Raw genomic sequence first — 16602 nt, forward strand, 5'->3', positions numbered from 1 at the left:
AACTACAATCGCCCCCCATGCCTGCACCGAGCCGAATTGATCAGATCGCCGAGCGCGTCGAACGTTTGCTCGTGCGCCACGAAGAAGTGCAGCGCACCAATGCGTTGCTGCAAGACCAGGTGAATGCGCTCACGCGCGAGCGCGACGCGCTCAAGTCCCGCCTGGCCGCGGCACGCACCCGGCTCGACGCGCTGCTCGAGCAGCTGCCGGCCGATCCCTCCGAAGACGCCTCCACGCCCCGATGAAGCAAATAGAAGTCCAGATCATGGGCCAGAGCTACCTGCTCGGCTGCCCCGAAGGCGGCGAGCCGCAGCTGCGCGAAGCGGTCGAGCGCGTCGATGCCGCCATGTGCAAGATCCGCGATGCGGGCAAGGTCAAGGCGCGCGACCGCATCGCGGTCCTGGCCTCGCTGAACCTGGCCTTCGACCTGGCCCAGCGCGAGGCCTCGCTCGCCGCAGCAACAGCGCCGGCATCACCGGCGCCGGCGCCCTCCGCGGTTTCCGGCACCGACGACCTCGACGAGGCGCGTGCAGCGCAGTTGATCCAGCGCCTCGACCAGGCCCTGGCCGGCGACGGTCATTTGCTCTGAGGGGTGCCGCCCGGCGCCGGGCGGGCGTAAAATCCGCTTCGTCTGCGGTGTGCGTCGGGCTCTATATGTCCTTGTTCCAATGCTCTACGGAGCAGGGCTTGGTATATCGCTCGGTGGGTGTGATCATCTCGCGTCAGATGAACCCGAAGCCTTGCTGCCCTCGCCCACCTGAACCCCGGTTCAGGATGCGAGTCCGGCCCCACTCGCAGACACCTTTTATCGACGGCCACGGCCCCGTTATCGGGGCCGTGGTTTTTTTAAGAACACCAAGACCTCTCCGATGACGATCGCTCCCCTGCTGGTTGCCGAACTCGCCGCGCTCGGCGTCGGCACCGGCTTCCTCGCCGGCCTGCTGGGGATCGGCGGCGGCATGCTGATGGTGCCCTTCATCACCATCATCCTCGGCCACCGGGGGGTACCGGCCGACCTGGCGGTCAAGATGGCGATCGCGACCTCGATGGCCACCATCATCTTCACCTCGATCTCGAGCGTGCGCGCGCACCACAAGCGCGGCGCCGTGCGCTGGGACATCGCCCGGCGGCTCGCGCCGGGCATCGTGATCGGCAGCCTGGTGGGCAGCCTGGGGGTGTTCGCGCTGCTCAAGGGCCAGGCGCTGGCGGTCTTCTTCGCGCTCTTCGTCGGCTTCTCGGCCACGCAGATGTTCCTCGACAAGAAGCCCAAGCCCACGCGCCAGATGCCGGGCACCGGCGGCCAGCTCGCGGCCGGCGGCGTCATCGGCTTCATCTCGGGCCTGGTGGGCGCGGGCGGCGGCTTCATCAGCGTGCCCTTCATGACCTGGTGCAACATCGCCATCCACAACGCCGTGGCAACCAGCGCCGCCCTGGGCTTTCCGATCGCGGTGGCCAACGTGGCCGGCTACGTGGCGAGCGGCCAGGCGGTGCAGGGCCTGCCGGAGGGCTCGGTGGGCTACATCTGGCTGCCGGCGCTGGTCGTGATCGCGGTGTGCAGCTTCTTCATCGCACCCCTCGGCGCCAAGGCCGCGCACAGCCTGCCCGTGTCGAAGCTCAAGCGCGTGTTCGCGAGCATCCTGTACGTGCTGGCAGCCTACATGCTGTGGAAGGGCCTGCGGGGCTGAAATCCCTGCATCCGCTCGGCTTCTCTGTACGCACGCGGCGCCGCGCCGTATAACCCTGTCATGCGGCGCCTGGCCGCAGGCCAAGCAAACGAGAGGCAGTGCATGAAGATCCTGGTCGCCGTCGACGGCAGTCCCCACACCCAGAAGGCGCTCGACTACCTGGTTGCCCATCGCGCCATGTTCGTCGAAGGCAATGAGCTGGTCATGGTGCACGTGTGCACCGGCGTGCCCGGCCACGTGGCGCGCCACCTGAGCCGCGAGGTGGTGACGGACTACTACAGCGAAGAGAACGCCAAGGTTCTCGAGCCCGTCAAGGCCTTCTTCGAGAAGCAGGGCATCACGGCCTTCAGCACGCAGGGCCGCCACGGCCACGCCGCCGAGGAGATCCTGAAGGCCGCCGCCGAGTCCGGCGCCAAGCTGATCGTGATGGGCACCCATGGCCACGGCATCCTCGGCCGCGCGCTCATGGGTTCGGTGGCGACCAAGGTCGTCTCGGAGACGGACATCTCGGTGCTTCTGGTGCAGTAGCCGCCCGCCCGGGCGGGGCTAGTGCCGCAGCCGCCATTCGCGCGGCGAACATCCGAAGCGCTCGCGAAAGACGCGGCTGAAATGCGCCGCGTCGTTGAAGCCGCGGCCGAAGGCGATCTCGCTGACCGTGCGGCCGGCCAGGCGCGGCTCGCGCAGGTCGCGGCTGCAGGCCTCCAGCCGGCGCTCCCAGATGTACTGCGCGGGCGTCATCGGCTCGCTCCCGAACACGCGATGAATCTGGCTCGCCGACAGGCCGAGCTGCGCCGCCAGGCTGCTGACCGACAGCGCCGGGTCGGCCAATTGCTCGTCGATGCAGCGCTTGATGCGTGCGAGGTGGAAGGCCGCGAGCTGGCTCAGCCCCGGCGAGCGGGCCGCGGGCAGCGTCTGCAGCCCGGCCACGAGGATGTTGAGCACGCCATTGGCGACGGCCAGCGCCGACGCGGGCTGCAGCGCATCGATGTCCTCGCGCAGCGTGCGGATCATGCTGATCAGCAGATGGCCCGCGCCCTCGCGCCCCGACACGGTGGTGGCCGTCAGCGCCTCGGTGTCGCGCAGTTCGCTGCGCAGGCGCTCGCCCGGCAGCTTGAGCACGATCTGCTCGAAGGCATCGTCGAACAGCAGCTGGTAGGGCCGCGTGCTGTCGTAGAGCGCGAAGTCGCCGACCGAGAGCACGGCGTCGCGCCCGTCCTGGCGCACCACGCCCCGGCCTGCGGTCTGGATGCCGACCAGGAAGTAGGCGTCGGTCGAGCGCGCAATGTGGCCGGGCGTGCGCATCACGCTCTGCGCACCCGAATTCACCACCGACACGTCGAGGCTGGGCAGCGTGTGGCGGCGGATGCTGCCGGTGAAGTCGCCCGGCGGGCCCGCGCGCACCGGATCGCATCCGAGCTGCACGTAGACGTTGCAGATCATGTCTGTCCAGTAGGCGAGCCGCTGGTCGCGGGGAACGGCATCGGTGCTGAGCAGCTGTGTCATGGAGGTCCTCCCGAAGGCGGCGCGCAACGCAGGGACAAGAACGCCGCGAGACCGGGACAAGATGAATGGCGGGGTCGAACTTACGCTTCAAGCAACCCGCATGCCACAGCGCTAACCCGATGCGCGCGCTGCCGGCGGGGCCTCTTCCTTCCACCCTTTGGAGCCCACCATGGCCAGCAAGACCCATCCCCGCCTCCGCGTCGCCGCCGTTCAGGCCGCGCCCGTGTTCCTCGACCTCGACGGCACCCTCGACAAGACCGTCGACCTGATCGCCCAGGCGGCGGCCCAGGGGGTGCAACTGCTCGCCTTTCCCGAGACCTGGGCGCCGGGCTATCCGTGGTGGATCTGGCTCGATTCGCCGGCCTGGGGCATGCAGTTCGTGCAGCGCTACCACGACAACTCGCTGATCGTCGGCTCGCCCGAGTTCGACCGCGTGCGCGAGGCCGCACGCAAGCACAAGGTCTGGGTCTCGCTCGGCTACAGCGAGAAGGCAGCAGGCAGCCTCTACATCGCGCAGGCGCTGATCGACGACCAGGGCAAGACCGTGCAGACGCGCCGCAAGCTCAAGCCCACGCACGTGGAGCGCACGGTCTTCGGCGAAGGCGACGGCTCGGACCTCACGGTGTGCGAGACGGCGATCGGCAACATCGGCTCGCTCTCGTGCTGGGAACACCTGCAGCCGCTCAGCAAGTACGCCATGTACGCACAGAACGAGCAGATCCACTGTGCCGCCTGGCCCAGCTTCTCGCTGTACCGCGGCGCGGCCTACGCGCTCGGCGCCGAGGTCAACAACGCGGCCAGCCAGGTGTATGCAGCCGAAGGCCAGTGCTTCGTGATCGCGCCCTGCGCCACCGTCTCTGCGGCCATGAGCGAGATGCTGTGCACCGATGCGGGCAAGCAGCAGATGCTGCGCGTGGGCGGCGGCTTCGCGCGCATCTACGGCCCCGACGGCGCGCCGCTCGGCACGCCGCTGGCCGAGGACCAGGAAGGACTGGTCGTGGCCGACATCGACCTCGGCATGATCTCGCTGGCCAAGGCCGCCGGCGATCCGAGCGGCCACTATGCGCGGCCCGACGTCACGCGGCTGCTGCTCAACAAGACGCGCCGGGAGCCGGTCGTGTTCCAGCGGCAGACCGACGCGGAGGCCGGCGCCTTCGAGGCGGTGGTGGCCAAGCCCGAGCCCGCGGCCGCCGGCGCGCAGCTGCCGCTGGCCGCCTGAGCCGGGAGACCGCGCCATGGAATCCGCCATCGCCGAGCACCTGAAATGCCCGCGCACGCGGCATCGCCGCATCGAGGACGACTACGTGCCGCCCTACCCCGCATGGTCGTCGCGCGCTGCCGGCGCGGTGTCGCAGGTGGTCATGGGCTATTTCGGCGTGCAGTCGCGCGGCGCCGAGATGCAGGGCCGGGCCTGCGCCGCGCTGGCGCGCATCGCGCGCAGCTTCGGCCTGGCCGACGGGCCCGGGCACCATGACCTCGCGCACTTCGTCGACGCGGACGGCTTCGACAACATGATCGCCATCGCCTACTGGAACGATCCCGCACCGTTCGCGCGCTGGTGCGCCACGCCCGAGGTCGACGCGTGGTGGCGATCCGACCAGCGGCTGGACGAGGGCCTGGGCTACTTCCGCGAAATCGTCTCGCCGCGGCTCGCGCACTACGAGACGCTGTTCAACACGCCCGATCGGCCCGAGGGCGTCGGCGTCGTGATGGGCGGCGTGAGCGGCGACATCCAGGAGCATGCCTACTGGGGGTCGATGCGCGACCGCATCCCGCTTTCGCAGACCGACGCGATGGCGCCTTCGGGCGCGCGCACCCTGGTTGCGCAGGCCGCGCAGCCGGGCCGGCGCGTGCACGTGGCCGGGCACGAGCATCTCGCGATGATCCGCTCCGGCCAGGAATGGGCCGACACGCGCGGCCAGGAGCGCACGCTCTATGTCGACGAGATGGAGCCGGTGCTGCGCGAGGGCATGGATTTCCTGCGTGACCAGGGCCTGAGCATCGGCTGCTACAGCAACCGCTACATGCGTCACCTCGATGCGGCCGGCGCACCGCTCGAGAAGTCCTTCGGCCTGAGCTTCTGGCGCTCGCTCGCCGACATGGAGCGCTGGGCCGAGTCGCATCCGACGCACGTGGCGATCTTCGGCGGCTTCATGCGCTATGTGCAAGCGCTGAACTTCCAGCTGCAACTGCGCGTGTACCACGAGGTGTCGGTGCTGAAGACGGACGAGCAGCGTTACGAATACATCAACTGCCATCCGCGCACGGGACTGCTGAACGGCCTCGCCTAGTCCACTGAATCATTGAAATGGGCGGTGAGGGCCGCCCGAGACGGGATGCGATGCAAGGCGCAAAGCGCAGCGATACCCGCAGGTATCGCGCGCATTTGCAACGCCGCAGCGCGCCCGTATCGGGTGGACAGCACCGATCCGATTTCAGTGATTCAGTGGACTAGGCCTTCGCGCTCTTGAACAGCCCCTTGTGCTGCTCCCGCAGCAGCGCCTTCTGCACCTTGCCCATGGTGTTGCGCGGCAGCTCGGGCACGACGAAGCAGCGCTTGGGAATCTTGAAGTTGGCCAGCTTGGCCTTGAGCTCGGCGATGACGGCTTCGCCGTCCACCGACGCTCCCGGCTTGGGCGTGACGATCGCGACGCCGACCTCGCCGAAGTCGGGGTGCGGCACGCCGATCAGCGCGCTCTCGGCCACGCCGGCCATCTCGTTGATGTAGCCCTCGATCTCTGCCGGGTAGACGTTGTAGCCGCCGCTGATGATCAGGTCCTTGCTGCGGCCCACGATGGTGACGTAGCCCAGCCCGTCGACCTTGCCCACGTCGCCGGTCTTGAAGTAGCCGTCGGGCGTGAACTCTTCCTTGGTTTTTTGGGGCATGCGCCAGTAGCCCGCGAACACATTGGGGCCCGCCACCTGGATGTGGCCGATCTCGCCGGTGGGGCACGGCTCGCCGGCATCGTTGCGCACGCGCAGCTGCACGCCCGGCAGCGGAAAGCCCACCGTTCCGCCGCGCCGCTCGCCCTGCACCGCGCTGTACGGATTGGAGGTGAGCATCACGGTCTCGCTCATGCCGTAGCGCTCCAGGATGGTGTGGCCGGTGCGCTCGCGCCAGGCCTCGAAGGTCTCCAGCAGCAGCGGCGCCGAGCCGGAGATGAAGAGGCGCATGCCGTTGCAGGCCTCGCGCGTGAGCGTGGGCTCGGCCAGCATGCGCACATAGAGCGTGGGGACGCCCATGAACACCGTCGCATCGGGCAGCCGGGCCACCACGCGCTTCGGATCGAAGCGGTTGAACCAGATCATCTGGCTGCCGCTGATGAGCGCGCCGTGGATGGCGACGAAGAGGCCATGCACATGGAAGATGGGCAGCGCATGGATCAGCACGTCGGCCCGCGGCCGCCAGCCCCAGTAGTCCTTCAGCACCTCGGCGTTGGACTGCAGGTTGCGGTGCGTGAGCATCGCGCCCTTGCTGCGGCCGGTGGTGCCGCTGGTGTAGAGGATGGCGGCCAGGTCGTCCGGCTTCTTCTGCGCCACCTTGTGCTGGTCGCTGCATTGCGCTGCGGCCTCGAGCAGCGTGCCCTTGCGGTCGTCGTCGAGCGTGAACACGCGCCGCGTGCCGGCCGCGGTGGCCAGGGGCGCGACCCAGTCCGCGTTGGCGCTGCTGCACACCACGACGGCAGGCTCGGCGTTGCCGATGAAATACTCGATCTCGGCCTCGCGGTAGGCGGTGTTGAGCGGCAGGAACACATAGCCGGCGCGCAGGGTCGCGAGGTAGAGCATCATGGCCTCGACCGACTTCTCGACCTGCACCGCGATGCGGTCGCCCGCCTCCAGCCCCAGGGCAGCGAAGAGGTTGGCGATCATTGCGCTGGCGCGGTCCAGGTCGCGCCAGGAGTAGTACAGGCCGTCGTCGGTCTCGACCGCGATGGCGTCCAGATCCGAGGGGAAGGCGGCACGCAGGGCGGCGAAGAGATTGGCGTTGGTCGGATCGATCATGGCGTCGGAACAGGTTCAGAAGGCGGGCGGGCGCTTGGCGAGGAAGGCGGCGATGCCCTCGCGGTGCTCGGGCGAGTCGGCGTAATCGTAGGCGGTGGCGAGCAGGCTTTCGGCGGGCGCCGCCAGGGTACGCTTGTTGGCGCGCGCGGCCCCGGGCGCCAGTTCGGCGATGCGTGCGGCGTGGGCCAAGGCTCGCGCAGCGACCTCGGCATCGGGCAGCACGGCCAGCAGGAAGCCGGCTTCGTAAAGGCGTTGCGCGCCATGCACGCTCGCGGCCAGCAGCATGTCGCGCGCCAGCGTGTCGCCGACGGCGCCGCGCACCAGGGCCGCCTCCCTCGGCGCCATCGGGAAGCCCAGCTTCGCGATCGGCGCGCCGAACTTCGCGCTCTGGCCGGCCAGGCGGATGTCGCAGCAGCTCGCGATCTCCAGGCCCGCGCCCATGCAGGCGCCCTCGATCTGGGCGACGAGCGGCAGCTCGCAGGCCTGCATCGCCGCCAGCGCGGCCCAGACCTCGTTCTCGTGGAATTCGCGCAGCAAGGCTTCGTCGAAGCGGAACGAAGGGTACTCGGAGATGTCGCCGCCGGCGCAGAACTGGCCCGCTTCCCCGCGCACGATCACGCAGCGCAGGGAGGCGTCGCGCGCCAGCTCGTCGTCGAACACGGCGCGCAGCGCGCGCCACATCGCGCGCGACATCGCATTGAGCCGGCCCGGACTGGCGAGCGTGACGAAGGCGACAGCGCCCGTGCGCTCCAGCCTGACGGCCCCCTGCCTCATTCGATCTTCGCGCCCGAGGCCTTGACCACGCTGGCCCAGCGCTTGATCTCGGAGCTCACGAAGCCGCCGTAGGCCGTGGTGGCGAGGTTGGGGATCTCGGCGCCGTTGTTGGCCCAGATCGCCTTCAGCTCCTCGGTGGCCAGCGCCTTCTTCATGTCCTCCACGATCCTGGCCTGCACGTCGGCCGGCGTGCCCTTGGGCGCCCACAGGCCATACCAGGTGGTGACGGTGTACTCCGGCAGGCCGACCTCGGACGCGCTCGGCACATCGGGGAAGGCAGGGTTGCGCTTGCCGCCCGACATCATCAGCGCCTTGATGCGGCCGGCCTTGATGTGCTGGGCGGAGGAGCCCAGGCCGTCGAACATGCAGTCGACGTTGCCGGCGATCAGGTCCTGCAGGGCCGGCCCGGCGCCGCGGTAGGGAATGTGGGTGATGAAGGTGTTGGTCTGCAGCTTGAAGAGCTCGCCGGCCAGGTGGTGCGAGGTGCCGGCGCCGGCCGAGGCGTAGTTGAGCTTGCCCGGGTTTTTCTTCGCCTCTGCGACGAAGTCCTTCAGCGTCGTGGCCGACACGCGCTTGGAATTGATCACCACCACCTGCGGCACGCTGGCCAGCAGCATCAGCGGCACGAAGTCCTTCTCGATGTCGTAGTCCAGCTTGGGATAGACCGAGGGCGCGATGGCATGGTGTACGGCGCCCATGAAGAGGGTGTAGCCGTCGGGCTGCGCCTTGGCCGCGATGCTCGCGCCCAGCGTGCCGCCGGCGCCGCCGCGGTTGTCGATCACCAGCGTCTGCCCGGTGACCTTCGAGAACTGGGCCGACAGCGGCCGAGCGAAGGCATCGGTGCCGCCGCCGGCCGGGAACGGCACCACCAGCGTCACCGGCTTGGCCGGCCAGGCCGATTGCGCGTACGCGGCCCCGCCGAGCGTGGCGGCGGCGGCACCGGCCGCGGCCAGGCGCAGGACATCGCGCCGCTGAAAGCTTGAGCTCATTGCTGTGTCTCCAGGTTGTAAGTGTTTGCCAATGCGCCGGGGCCCACGGCGCGTCACACATGGCCCCTCCAGGGATCAACCCTTGAGAAAGAGATCGTCCACGTCGCCGGAAACCGCCACCTTGCCCTGCGCGAGCAGGGCGCGGTGCTTGTCGAGCCGCTTGAGATCGTAGAGGTAGTTGACCATGAGTCCGTAGGACTGCTTCAGGCCCTTGGGCGAGGGATCGCCGGCCCAGTTGAGGCGCTCCACGCGGGCACCGTTGCCCAGGTGGAAGCGCGCCACCGGATCGACCGGCTTGCCCTCGGCAGTGGCGCGCCCGAGGTACTCGGCGGCCGCACTCATCAGCAACTGGCGCACCGGCGACTTCGCGTCGAGCGCGCCCGGCGACTCCGCCGCGGCGAGCACGCGCTCGACCGTGGGCGGCAGCGAGCCGACCACGCGGCCCAGCTCGGTCTGGCGCTTCTCGTCCAGGCGCGAGAGCAGCGAGCCGGCGTTCCTTGCGAACCAGCCGCGAAAGCCCGGGATCGGCGACAGCGTGGCAAAGGTCTTGAGGCGCGGCAGCTCCTGCTGCAGCGTCTCCACCACGCGCTTGATCAGCGAATCGCCGAAGCTCACGCCGCGCAGTCCCTCCTGGGTGTTGCTGATCGAATAGAAGACGGCCGTGGTGGCGCGGTCGGCCTTGACCGGCGCCGCCGCCTCGTCGAGCAGCGGGACGATGCCTTCGCTGATGCGGTCCACCAGCGCCACCTCGACGAAGATCAGCGGCGTGTTGGGCAGCCGCGGGTGGAAGAAGCCGTAGCAGCGGCGGTCGCTGTCGAGCCGGTTCTTGACGTCGGCCCAGCTCTTGATGTCGTGCACCGCCTCGTACTGGATCAGCTTCTCGATCAGCGAGGCCGGCGAGTCCCAGCTGATGCGGCGCAGGTCCAGGAAGGCGACGTCGAACCAGGTGGAGAACAGGTGCTCGAGCTCGGCATCGAGCGGCAGCAGGCGGCGGTCGGCCTTGAGGTGCGGCAGCAGCTGGGCGCGCAGGTCGACCAGGAAGCGCATGCCCTCCGGCTCGATGGCGAAGCGCTGGAGCAGGCGCAGCCGCGGCGAGTGCAGCGCGCGGCGCAGGTGAACTTCGGCCTGGGCCTCCTCGGCCGTGCCCATGGCAGCCTGGTGGCGGTCGCGCGCCGTGCTGACCTTCTTCACGTCGGGCGCGAAACGCTCGCTCATCAGCAGCCACACGTCGCGTCGCTCGTCGAGCTCGCGCCCGGCGTACCACTGCACCACCGCATGGGCGCGGCGGCCGGCCTCGACCTCGCTGATGCGCGGATCGGTCACCGCTTCCAGCTCGGCCAGCGCGCGGCGCAGCGCGCGCGGTGCCAGCGCCTCGCCGTTGCGGCGCAGCGTGGCCTCCAGCCGCTCGGCCAGCGGGCGCGGCCCCATGCCCCTGCTCTTGGGCTCCGCGGGCGCCTGGGCTGCGGCGGCCTTCTTGCCCTCGGCGTCGGCGCCGGGGCGCAGCCGGGAAACGTTGCGGGTGATCCAGTCGGAGGCATTGGTGATCATGAAATCAACTTCGCTTTCTGTTGCGCGGCGACGGCCCGCAGGGCCTCGCGCTGGCGGTTCAGGTGGGTGCGCATCGCGGCCTCGGCGCCGTCGCTGTCGCGCGCCTTCAGCGCGGCAAACACGGCCAGGTGTTCCGAGAGGCTTTGCTCGAGCCTACCCGGTGCGTGCAATTGCTGCAGGCGTGCGAGTTTGAGGATCTTGCGCAGATCGCCGATCACCTGCGCGAGCCAGCGGTTGTCGGCCAGCATGATGATCGCCTCGTGGATGGCGTAGTTGGTGGCGTAGTACTCGTTGATGCGCTTGGCCCGTGCGTGGCGGGCCAGCTTGTCGTGCAGGGCTTCCAGCGCGGCCAGCTCGGCATCGCTGGCATTGCGCGCCGCCTCCCACGCGCAACGGCCTTCGAGCAGCGCGATTACCGGGAAGATCTCGTCCAGGTCCTTCTGCGTGACCTCGGCCACGAAGCAGCCGCGGCGCGGCTCGTGGCGCATCAGGCCTTCGGCCGTCAGCACCTTGAGGGCCTCGCGCAACGGCGTGCGGGAGATCGAGAGGCGCTCGCACAGCGCGGCTTCGTCGACGAAGCTGCCGGGCGCCAGGGTGCCTGAGAAGATCTCCTCGCGCAGGGTGGCGGCGACCTCGTCGTGCAGGGAGTTGTGGACGATGCGCATGGTGCCGTTGTAGCAGGCCGGGGCGCTTGTGATTATTGGTAATTACGCGAAATTATGGTTGGGCGGTCGGTCTGGAAATCGCGTCGGAACTTGTGCTTGGAACCATGCGCAGCCAACTGCCACTCACTGAGTCTCCTGCATTTGCAGAGGACGTCTACGCTCACAACTTGCAGCAGAAAAACCGTCATGAATCCATTTGCATTTGGCGTTTCGCCGTTCTCTCCCCCTCCTCGGGGACTGCCGCCCTCAATAGGGAACGGCACCTGGAAGGACAACCTTCTCCTGATGCTTAAAACCTCCCACACCAAGAGGGGCAAGACCTTCAATTCGCTGATCGACAAGGTCGTCGACAAGCCACAAGCCTCCCTGGACCTGCCCGATATGAATCGACTTATTTGCGCATGCATGTTTCATGAAGAGGTCGTAGCGCTGAGCGAGATCCTGCGGCAGGAGCACTTGCAGTCACTCCATGTCGAACCGAACGAGGATGAGATCGCGGACTGGAATTCGGAAGACCTGACAGTTGCGTTGCAGACATTGCTCAAAGCCATGCCGGACCACTGGAGGGCCAGCCGGTTGACCCTGTCCAGGCAGTGCTTCGCCCCCCAGAGCTGCTCGCTCTTGTTTGAGCTCCTGGCTCGAATGCCAGAACTGAATTCGCTTCGCCTGATCTCATGCAACGTGGCACGCGCGAACTCGCCGCTTGGGCTGCCGGGTTGCCCTCGGCTGCCGAAGTTGGAGAACCTGCGCCTCAGTCATATGCACGAAGCCTTTCCACTCTTGAAGATGATCCTCGCGGCCTCACCGCACTTGCGCAAGCTCTACCTACGCTCAAACACGGGTTTCACGCGCGAACAGCATGACAGCCTCGCCCTGGCGCTCAAGGGGCACGCCAAGCTCAACAAGCTGGCACTCAGAAATTTGCACCCTTCCCCCGGCGGCGAAGCCTTGCCTTCCTATGCCAATGAATTCCTGGCGCAGCACAACACGCTCACACACCTGGATGTTTCCGATAACGTGCTAACCCCGAATGCCTGCAAGAGTCTGACGGACGCGCTGGAGGACAAAGGCACGCTGACCAGCCTATCGCTGGCAGGCTGTTGGCCGGACGGCGACTCCACTGTCCGTGCGACCGACCTGGCAATGCTTGTCAGTCTGAAAAGCCTCGTCAGCCTCGACCTCTCGCGCAACCAGTTCCCCGCGTCGATGGCGCCGGTGCTGATGGCGCTGGTCAACCACCCCAAACTACAGCACCTCAGCCTCGATCGGGCCGCCATGGACGGTGAGTTCGCCCGCGTACTGGCCATCGTGCTGGAGTCCAACAAGACACTGACTTCCCTGCAGCTTCAGACCATGGACGACCGTCTTTGCGCTCCCTTGGCCGAAGCCATGCTGAACAACCAGTCGCTACGATCCCTGTCGATTCGCCACGTGGAGACACAGCGCCACACGATGAACGCAGAGGACTTCAGTCGCAGGTATCCCAACTATGAGGCCCTCATGAAGCGTATCGCGCGCAATCAGGAGCACTGGACGAAGCGCATGCTCGCGCTCACGGAAGGCGGCATGCAGGCATTCCTAGGCCACTTGGGGAACGTCAATCCAAACCATGTTCCCGTCGACGTCGCTCGCTATGCCGCTCAAATAGCTCTTGAAATGAATGGCAAGGACGCCAGGGTCTTGGCGCTTCTTGACAAGAGTGCTCAGAAGAAAGCCTTGGAAGCCCTTGAACGCCAGTAAAGGTGCGTCCACTTTGCGGCCGGTTCACTTCGCTCGCGCGCGGTCGGCCTGCCCGGCCGAGCGATAAGCCGACCGCGCCGCCCCGGGCCGCACGTAAAGCCAGATACCGAACAGCACCATCGGCACGCACAGCCACTGCCCCATGCTCATGTTGAGCGCCAGCAAGCCCAGGAAGTCGTCCGGCTCGCGGAAAAACTCCGCGGTGAAGCGCATCACCCCGTACCCGATCAGGAACACCGCGGAGACGCGGCGCTCGCGCCGCTCCTTGCGCGCATACAGCCAGAGGATCACGAACAGCAGCAGCCCTTCGAGCAGGAACTGGTAGACCTGCGAGGGATGGCGCGGCAGCATCGAGCCGCTCTGCGGAAACACCATGCCCCAGGGCAGGTCGGGGCTGCTGAAGCGGCCCCACAGCTCACCGTTGATGAAGTTGCCCACCCGCCCCGCCGCCAGTCCGGTGGGCACGCAGGGCGCGACGAAATCCATCACCTGCCAGAACGGCCGCGAACGCGTGCGCGCGAACCAGCCCATCGCGGCGATCACGCCGATCAGCCCGCCGTGAAAGCTCATGCCGCCCTGCCAGACGAAGAAGATCTCCAGCGGGTGCGTGAGGTAGTAGCCGGGCTTGTAGAAGAGGCAGTAGCCAAGCCGCCCGCCGACGATCACGCCCATGACGCCGAGGAAGAGGATGTCCTCGAGATCCTTGCGCGTCCAGGCGCCCGGCCCGGTGATGGAGCGGAAGGGCTCGTGCCGCAGCCGGCGCGTGCCGAGAAAGTAGAACAGCGCGAAGGCGGCCAGGTAGGTCAGGCCATACCAGTGGATGGCGATCGGCCCGAGCTGCAAGGCCACGGGGTTGATCTGGGGGTACATGAGCATCGGCCTATTGTGCCGCGCGGTCCTTGCACGCCGGCGGCAGCGGCGGGGGCATCCATGGGGTCATTGACGTGCCGAGCCATTCGCGGCGATGAACTGCACGAATCTCGCCAACGCAGGGTTGGCACCGGCGGCGGGCCAGACCAGGCTGGTCTCGCAGGCCGGCAGCACGAGTGCCCGGCGCCGCCCGGCCGGTGCGAACTCTGCAGCCGCGCGGTAGACCACGCCGGCACGCCGGAACTGCGTCACGCTCTCCGGCACCCAGGCCACGCCCAGTCCGCCCCAGACCAGGTTGACGATGGTCTGCATCTGTATCGCCTCCTGCGCCACCTGCGGCGCGCGCCCGGCCGCGTGGTAGAGCCCGAAGATCGCGTCGTGCAGCGAGGGCACGATGCGGCGCGGAAAGATCACGAGCGGCTCGGCGAGCGCCTCTGCCAGCGGCAGCTTCGGGCGGCGAGCGAGCGGGTGCCGCGCCGGCAGGGCCAGCACCAGCGGCTCTTCCGTCACGGCCATCCGCTCGAGCCCCGGCGGCGCGAAGCCGGGCGAATGAAGCATCAGGCCGGCATCGATGTCGCCGCGCGCCAAGGCTTCGAGCTGCACGTCGCCGGTGGCCTCGACCAGCTCCAGCGCGACCTCCGGGCACTGCAGCCGGAACTCGCGCACCCAGGCCGGCAAGCGCTCGAAGCCGATGGTCGAGACGAAGGCGAGCCGCACCCGCCCCAGCTCGCCCGCTGCCGCCGCGCGGGCACGGCCGGGCAGCGCCTGCGCGCGGGCCAGCAGTTCGCGCACTTCGGGCAACAGCGCCTCGCCGGCCGGCGTGAGCGCCACCCGGCGGCGCGTGCGGTCGAAGAGCACGACGCCCAGCGTCTTCTCCAGCTGCGCGATGGCCTGGGTGACCGGCGGCTGCGTCATGTGCAGGCGCTGCGCCGCGCGCCCGAAGTGCAGCTCCTCGGCAACGGCGAGGAACTGGCGCCAGGCGCGCAGCTCGATGGAGGCTTCTCTCATACGCCGAGCATATCAATCGGCCTCAGAAAACGGATTGGAAGCAATCAGTCAATCGTCCGATACTTGCATTCCCCGATTCCCCACGAGCAGAGACACGATGGACACCAAAGCTATCCAGATCAACCGCCGCAGCGCCAACATCGTCGAAGGCAAGTCGCGCGCCCCCAACCGCTCCATGTTCTACGCGATGGGCTACCAGGAAGACGACTTCAAGAAGCCGATGGTCGGCGTGGCCAACGGCCACAGCACCATCACGCCTTGCAACTCGGGCCTGCAGAAGCTGGCCGACGCCGCCATCGCCGGCATCGAGGAAGCGGGCGGCAACGCCCAAGTCTTCGGCACGCCCACCATCTCCGACGGCATGGCGATGGGCACCGAGGGCATGAAGTACTCGCTGGTGAGCCGCGAGGTGATCTCCGACTGCATCGAGACCTGCGTCGGCGGCCAGTGGATGGACGGCGTGCTGGTCGTCGGCGGTTGCGACAAGAACATGCCCGGCGGGCTGATGGGCATGCTGCGCGCCAACGTGCCGGCCATCTACGTCTACGGCGGCACCATCCTGCCGGGCAGGTACAAGGGCCAGGACCTCAACATCGTGAGCGTGTTCGAGGCCGTGGGCCAGAACGCCGCCGGCAACCTGAGCGACGAGGACCTGAAGGAGATCGAGCAGCGCGCCATCCCGGGCACCGGCTCCTGCGGCGGCATGTACACCGCCAACACGATGAGCTCGGCCTTCGAGGCGCTGGGCATCTCCCTGCCCTACTCCTCCACCATGGCCAACCCGCACGACGAGAAGGCCAACTCGGCCAAGGAATCGGCCAAGGTGCTGATCGAGGCGATCAAGAAGGACCTCAAGCCGCGCGACATCGTGACCCGGAAGGCGATCGAGAACGCGGTGGCGGTGATCATGGCCACCGGCGGCTCGACCAATGCGGTGCTGCACTTCCTGGCGATTGCCCACGCGGCCGGCGTGGAATGGACCATCGACGACTTCGAGCGCATCCGCAAGAAGGTGCCGGTGATCTGCGACCTGAAGCCCAGCGGCAAGTACCTGGCGGTGGACCTGCACCGGGCCGGCGGCATCCCGCAGGTGATGAAGATCCTGCTGAACGCGGGCCTGCTGCACGGCGACTGCATCACCATCAGCGGCCAGACCATCGCCGAGGTGCTGAAGGACGTGCCGGACCAGCCGCGCGCAGATCAGGACGTGATCCGCCCGATCTCGAACCCGATGTATGCCGAGGGCCACCTGGCCATCCTCAAGGGCAACCTGTCGCCGGAGGGCGCGGTGGCGAAGATCACGGGGCTGAAGAACCCGGTCATCACCGGCCCGGCGCGGGTGTTCGACGACGAGCAGTCGGCCCTGCAGGCCATCCTCGACGGCAAGATCGTGGCCGGGGACGTGATGGTGCTGCGCTACCTCGGCCCCAAGGGCGGCCCCGGCATGCCGGAGATGCTGGCCCCCACCGGCGCGCTGATCGGCGCCGGCCTGGGCGAGAGCGTGGGCCTGATCACCGACGGCCGCTTCTCGGGCGGTACCTGGGGCATGGTGGTCGGCCACGTGGCGCCCGAGGCCGCGGCCGGCGGCACCATCGCCTTCGTCAAAGAGGGGGACTCGATCACCATCGACGCGCACCAGCTCAAGCTGGAGCTCAACGTGCCCGAGGCCGAGATCGCCAAGCGGCGCGAGGGCTGGAAGGCGCCGGCGCCGCGCTACACGCGCGGCGTGCAGGCCAAGTTCGCCTTCAATGCCTCGAGCGCGAGCTCGGGCGCGGTGCTCGACAAGTACTGATCCGGTCTCGCCGACCGCAGGCCTAC

At 68.1% G+C, this 16602-nt stretch carries 16 protein-coding genes; 8 read left to right on the forward strand and 8 right to left on the reverse strand.

Translation table 11 applies throughout. The features are described 5' to 3' along the window. Positions 1-17 precede the first annotated feature (17 nt). The 4 genes from AC3A6Y_RS18160 (at position 18) to AC3A6Y_RS18175 (ending at position 2213) form a co-directional block, all read left to right on the forward strand. Positions 18-245: a DUF904 domain-containing protein gene (locus tag AC3A6Y_RS18160; protein ID WP_487869613.1), complete on the forward strand. Its 228-nt coding sequence runs from the start codon at positions 18-20 to the stop codon at positions 243-245. Then, a complete protein-coding gene (locus AC3A6Y_RS18165) occupies positions 242-589 on the forward strand; it encodes a cell division protein ZapA (RefSeq protein ID WP_487869614.1) in 348 nt (115 codons plus the stop codon). The genes AC3A6Y_RS18160 and AC3A6Y_RS18165 overlap by 4 nt, the downstream gene beginning before the upstream one ends. Before the next feature lie 280 nt (positions 590-869). Next, complete coding sequence (locus AC3A6Y_RS18170; protein WP_487869615.1) at positions 870-1685, forward strand: sulfite exporter TauE/SafE family protein; 816 nt, start codon at positions 870-872, stop codon at positions 1683-1685. Positions 1686-1787: 102 nt separating this feature from the next. Next, positions 1788-2213, forward strand: coding sequence for a universal stress protein (locus AC3A6Y_RS18175; protein ID WP_487869616.1), 426 nt, complete (start codon positions 1788-1790; stop codon positions 2211-2213). An 18-nt stretch (positions 2214-2231) separates the two neighbouring features. Here the strand turns inward: AC3A6Y_RS18175 and AC3A6Y_RS18180 are convergent, their stop codons facing one another. Beyond that, complete coding sequence (locus AC3A6Y_RS18180; RefSeq protein ID WP_487869617.1) at positions 2232-3188, reverse strand: AraC-like ligand-binding domain-containing protein; 957 nt, start codon at positions 3186-3188, stop codon at positions 2232-2234. 169 nt (positions 3189-3357) lie between these two features. On the opposite strand from AC3A6Y_RS18180, the gene AC3A6Y_RS18185 reads away from it, so the two are divergent. Continuing rightward, positions 3358-4407: a carbon-nitrogen hydrolase family protein gene (locus AC3A6Y_RS18185; RefSeq protein ID WP_487869618.1), complete on the forward strand. Its 1050-nt coding sequence runs from the start codon at positions 3358-3360 to the stop codon at positions 4405-4407. A 16-nt stretch (positions 4408-4423) separates the two neighbouring features. Then, on the forward strand, positions 4424-5479 hold the full coding sequence (locus AC3A6Y_RS18190) for a phenylacetaldoxime dehydratase family protein (protein ID WP_487869619.1): 1056 nt from the start codon (positions 4424-4426) through the stop codon (positions 5477-5479). A gap of 160 nt (positions 5480-5639) precedes the next feature. Here AC3A6Y_RS18190 and AC3A6Y_RS18195 read toward each other — a convergent pair whose 3' ends face one another. The 5 genes from AC3A6Y_RS18195 to AC3A6Y_RS18215 all read right to left on the reverse strand — a co-directional run bounded on the left by AC3A6Y_RS18195 (position 5640) and on the right by AC3A6Y_RS18215 (position 11166). Beyond that, complete coding sequence (locus AC3A6Y_RS18195) at positions 5640-7190, reverse strand: malonate--CoA ligase (protein ID WP_487869620.1); 1551 nt, start codon at positions 7188-7190, stop codon at positions 5640-5642. A gap of 15 nt (positions 7191-7205) precedes the next feature. Beyond that, entirely contained in the window at positions 7206-7964 is a 759-nt protein-coding gene (locus tag AC3A6Y_RS18200) for an enoyl-CoA hydratase/isomerase family protein (protein WP_487869621.1), read from the reverse strand. Further along, on the reverse strand, positions 7961-8953 hold the full coding sequence (locus AC3A6Y_RS18205; protein WP_487869622.1) for a Bug family tripartite tricarboxylate transporter substrate binding protein: 993 nt from the start codon (positions 8951-8953) through the stop codon (positions 7961-7963). The genes AC3A6Y_RS18200 and AC3A6Y_RS18205 overlap by 4 nt, the downstream gene beginning before the upstream one ends. Positions 8954-9028: 75 nt before the next feature. After that, positions 9029-10501: a malonyl-CoA decarboxylase gene (locus AC3A6Y_RS18210; RefSeq protein ID WP_487869623.1), complete on the reverse strand. Its 1473-nt coding sequence runs from the start codon at positions 10499-10501 to the stop codon at positions 9029-9031. Further along, positions 10498-11166 carry a GntR family transcriptional regulator gene (locus tag AC3A6Y_RS18215; protein ID WP_487869624.1) on the reverse strand — a complete coding sequence of 223 codons (669 nt, stop codon included), beginning with the start codon at positions 11164-11166 and terminating at the stop codon, positions 10498-10500. Before AC3A6Y_RS18215 ends, AC3A6Y_RS18210 begins: the two co-directional genes overlap by 4 nt. Before the next feature lie 186 nt (positions 11167-11352). Between AC3A6Y_RS18215 and AC3A6Y_RS18220 the strand changes: the two genes are divergently transcribed. Beyond that, positions 11353-12906 (forward strand): leucine-rich repeat domain-containing protein, encoded by a 1554-nt coding sequence (locus tag AC3A6Y_RS18220; RefSeq protein WP_487869625.1) that lies wholly within the window; start codon positions 11353-11355, stop codon positions 12904-12906. 24 nt (positions 12907-12930) lie between these two features. Here AC3A6Y_RS18220 and lgt read toward each other — a convergent pair whose 3' ends face one another. Both lgt and AC3A6Y_RS18230 read right to left on the reverse strand, forming a co-directional pair. Further along, positions 12931-13782 carry a prolipoprotein diacylglyceryl transferase gene (lgt, locus tag AC3A6Y_RS18225; RefSeq protein WP_487869626.1) on the reverse strand — a complete coding sequence of 284 codons (852 nt, stop codon included), beginning with the start codon at positions 13780-13782 and terminating at the stop codon, positions 12931-12933. Between the two features lie 60 nt (positions 13783-13842). Continuing rightward, positions 13843-14784, reverse strand: a complete 942-nt coding sequence (locus tag AC3A6Y_RS18230) for a LysR family transcriptional regulator (RefSeq protein ID WP_487869627.1) — start codon at positions 14782-14784, stop codon at positions 13843-13845. A 97-nt stretch (positions 14785-14881) separates the two neighbouring features. On the opposite strand from AC3A6Y_RS18230, the gene ilvD reads away from it, so the two are divergent. After that, positions 14882-16576: a dihydroxy-acid dehydratase gene (ilvD, locus tag AC3A6Y_RS18235; protein ID WP_487869628.1), complete on the forward strand. Its 1695-nt coding sequence runs from the start codon at positions 14882-14884 to the stop codon at positions 16574-16576. The last annotated feature ends 26 nt before the right edge of the window (positions 16577-16602 follow it).

The sequence above is a fragment of the Variovorax sp. Soil_C_17 genome (genome assembly GCF_057657265.1).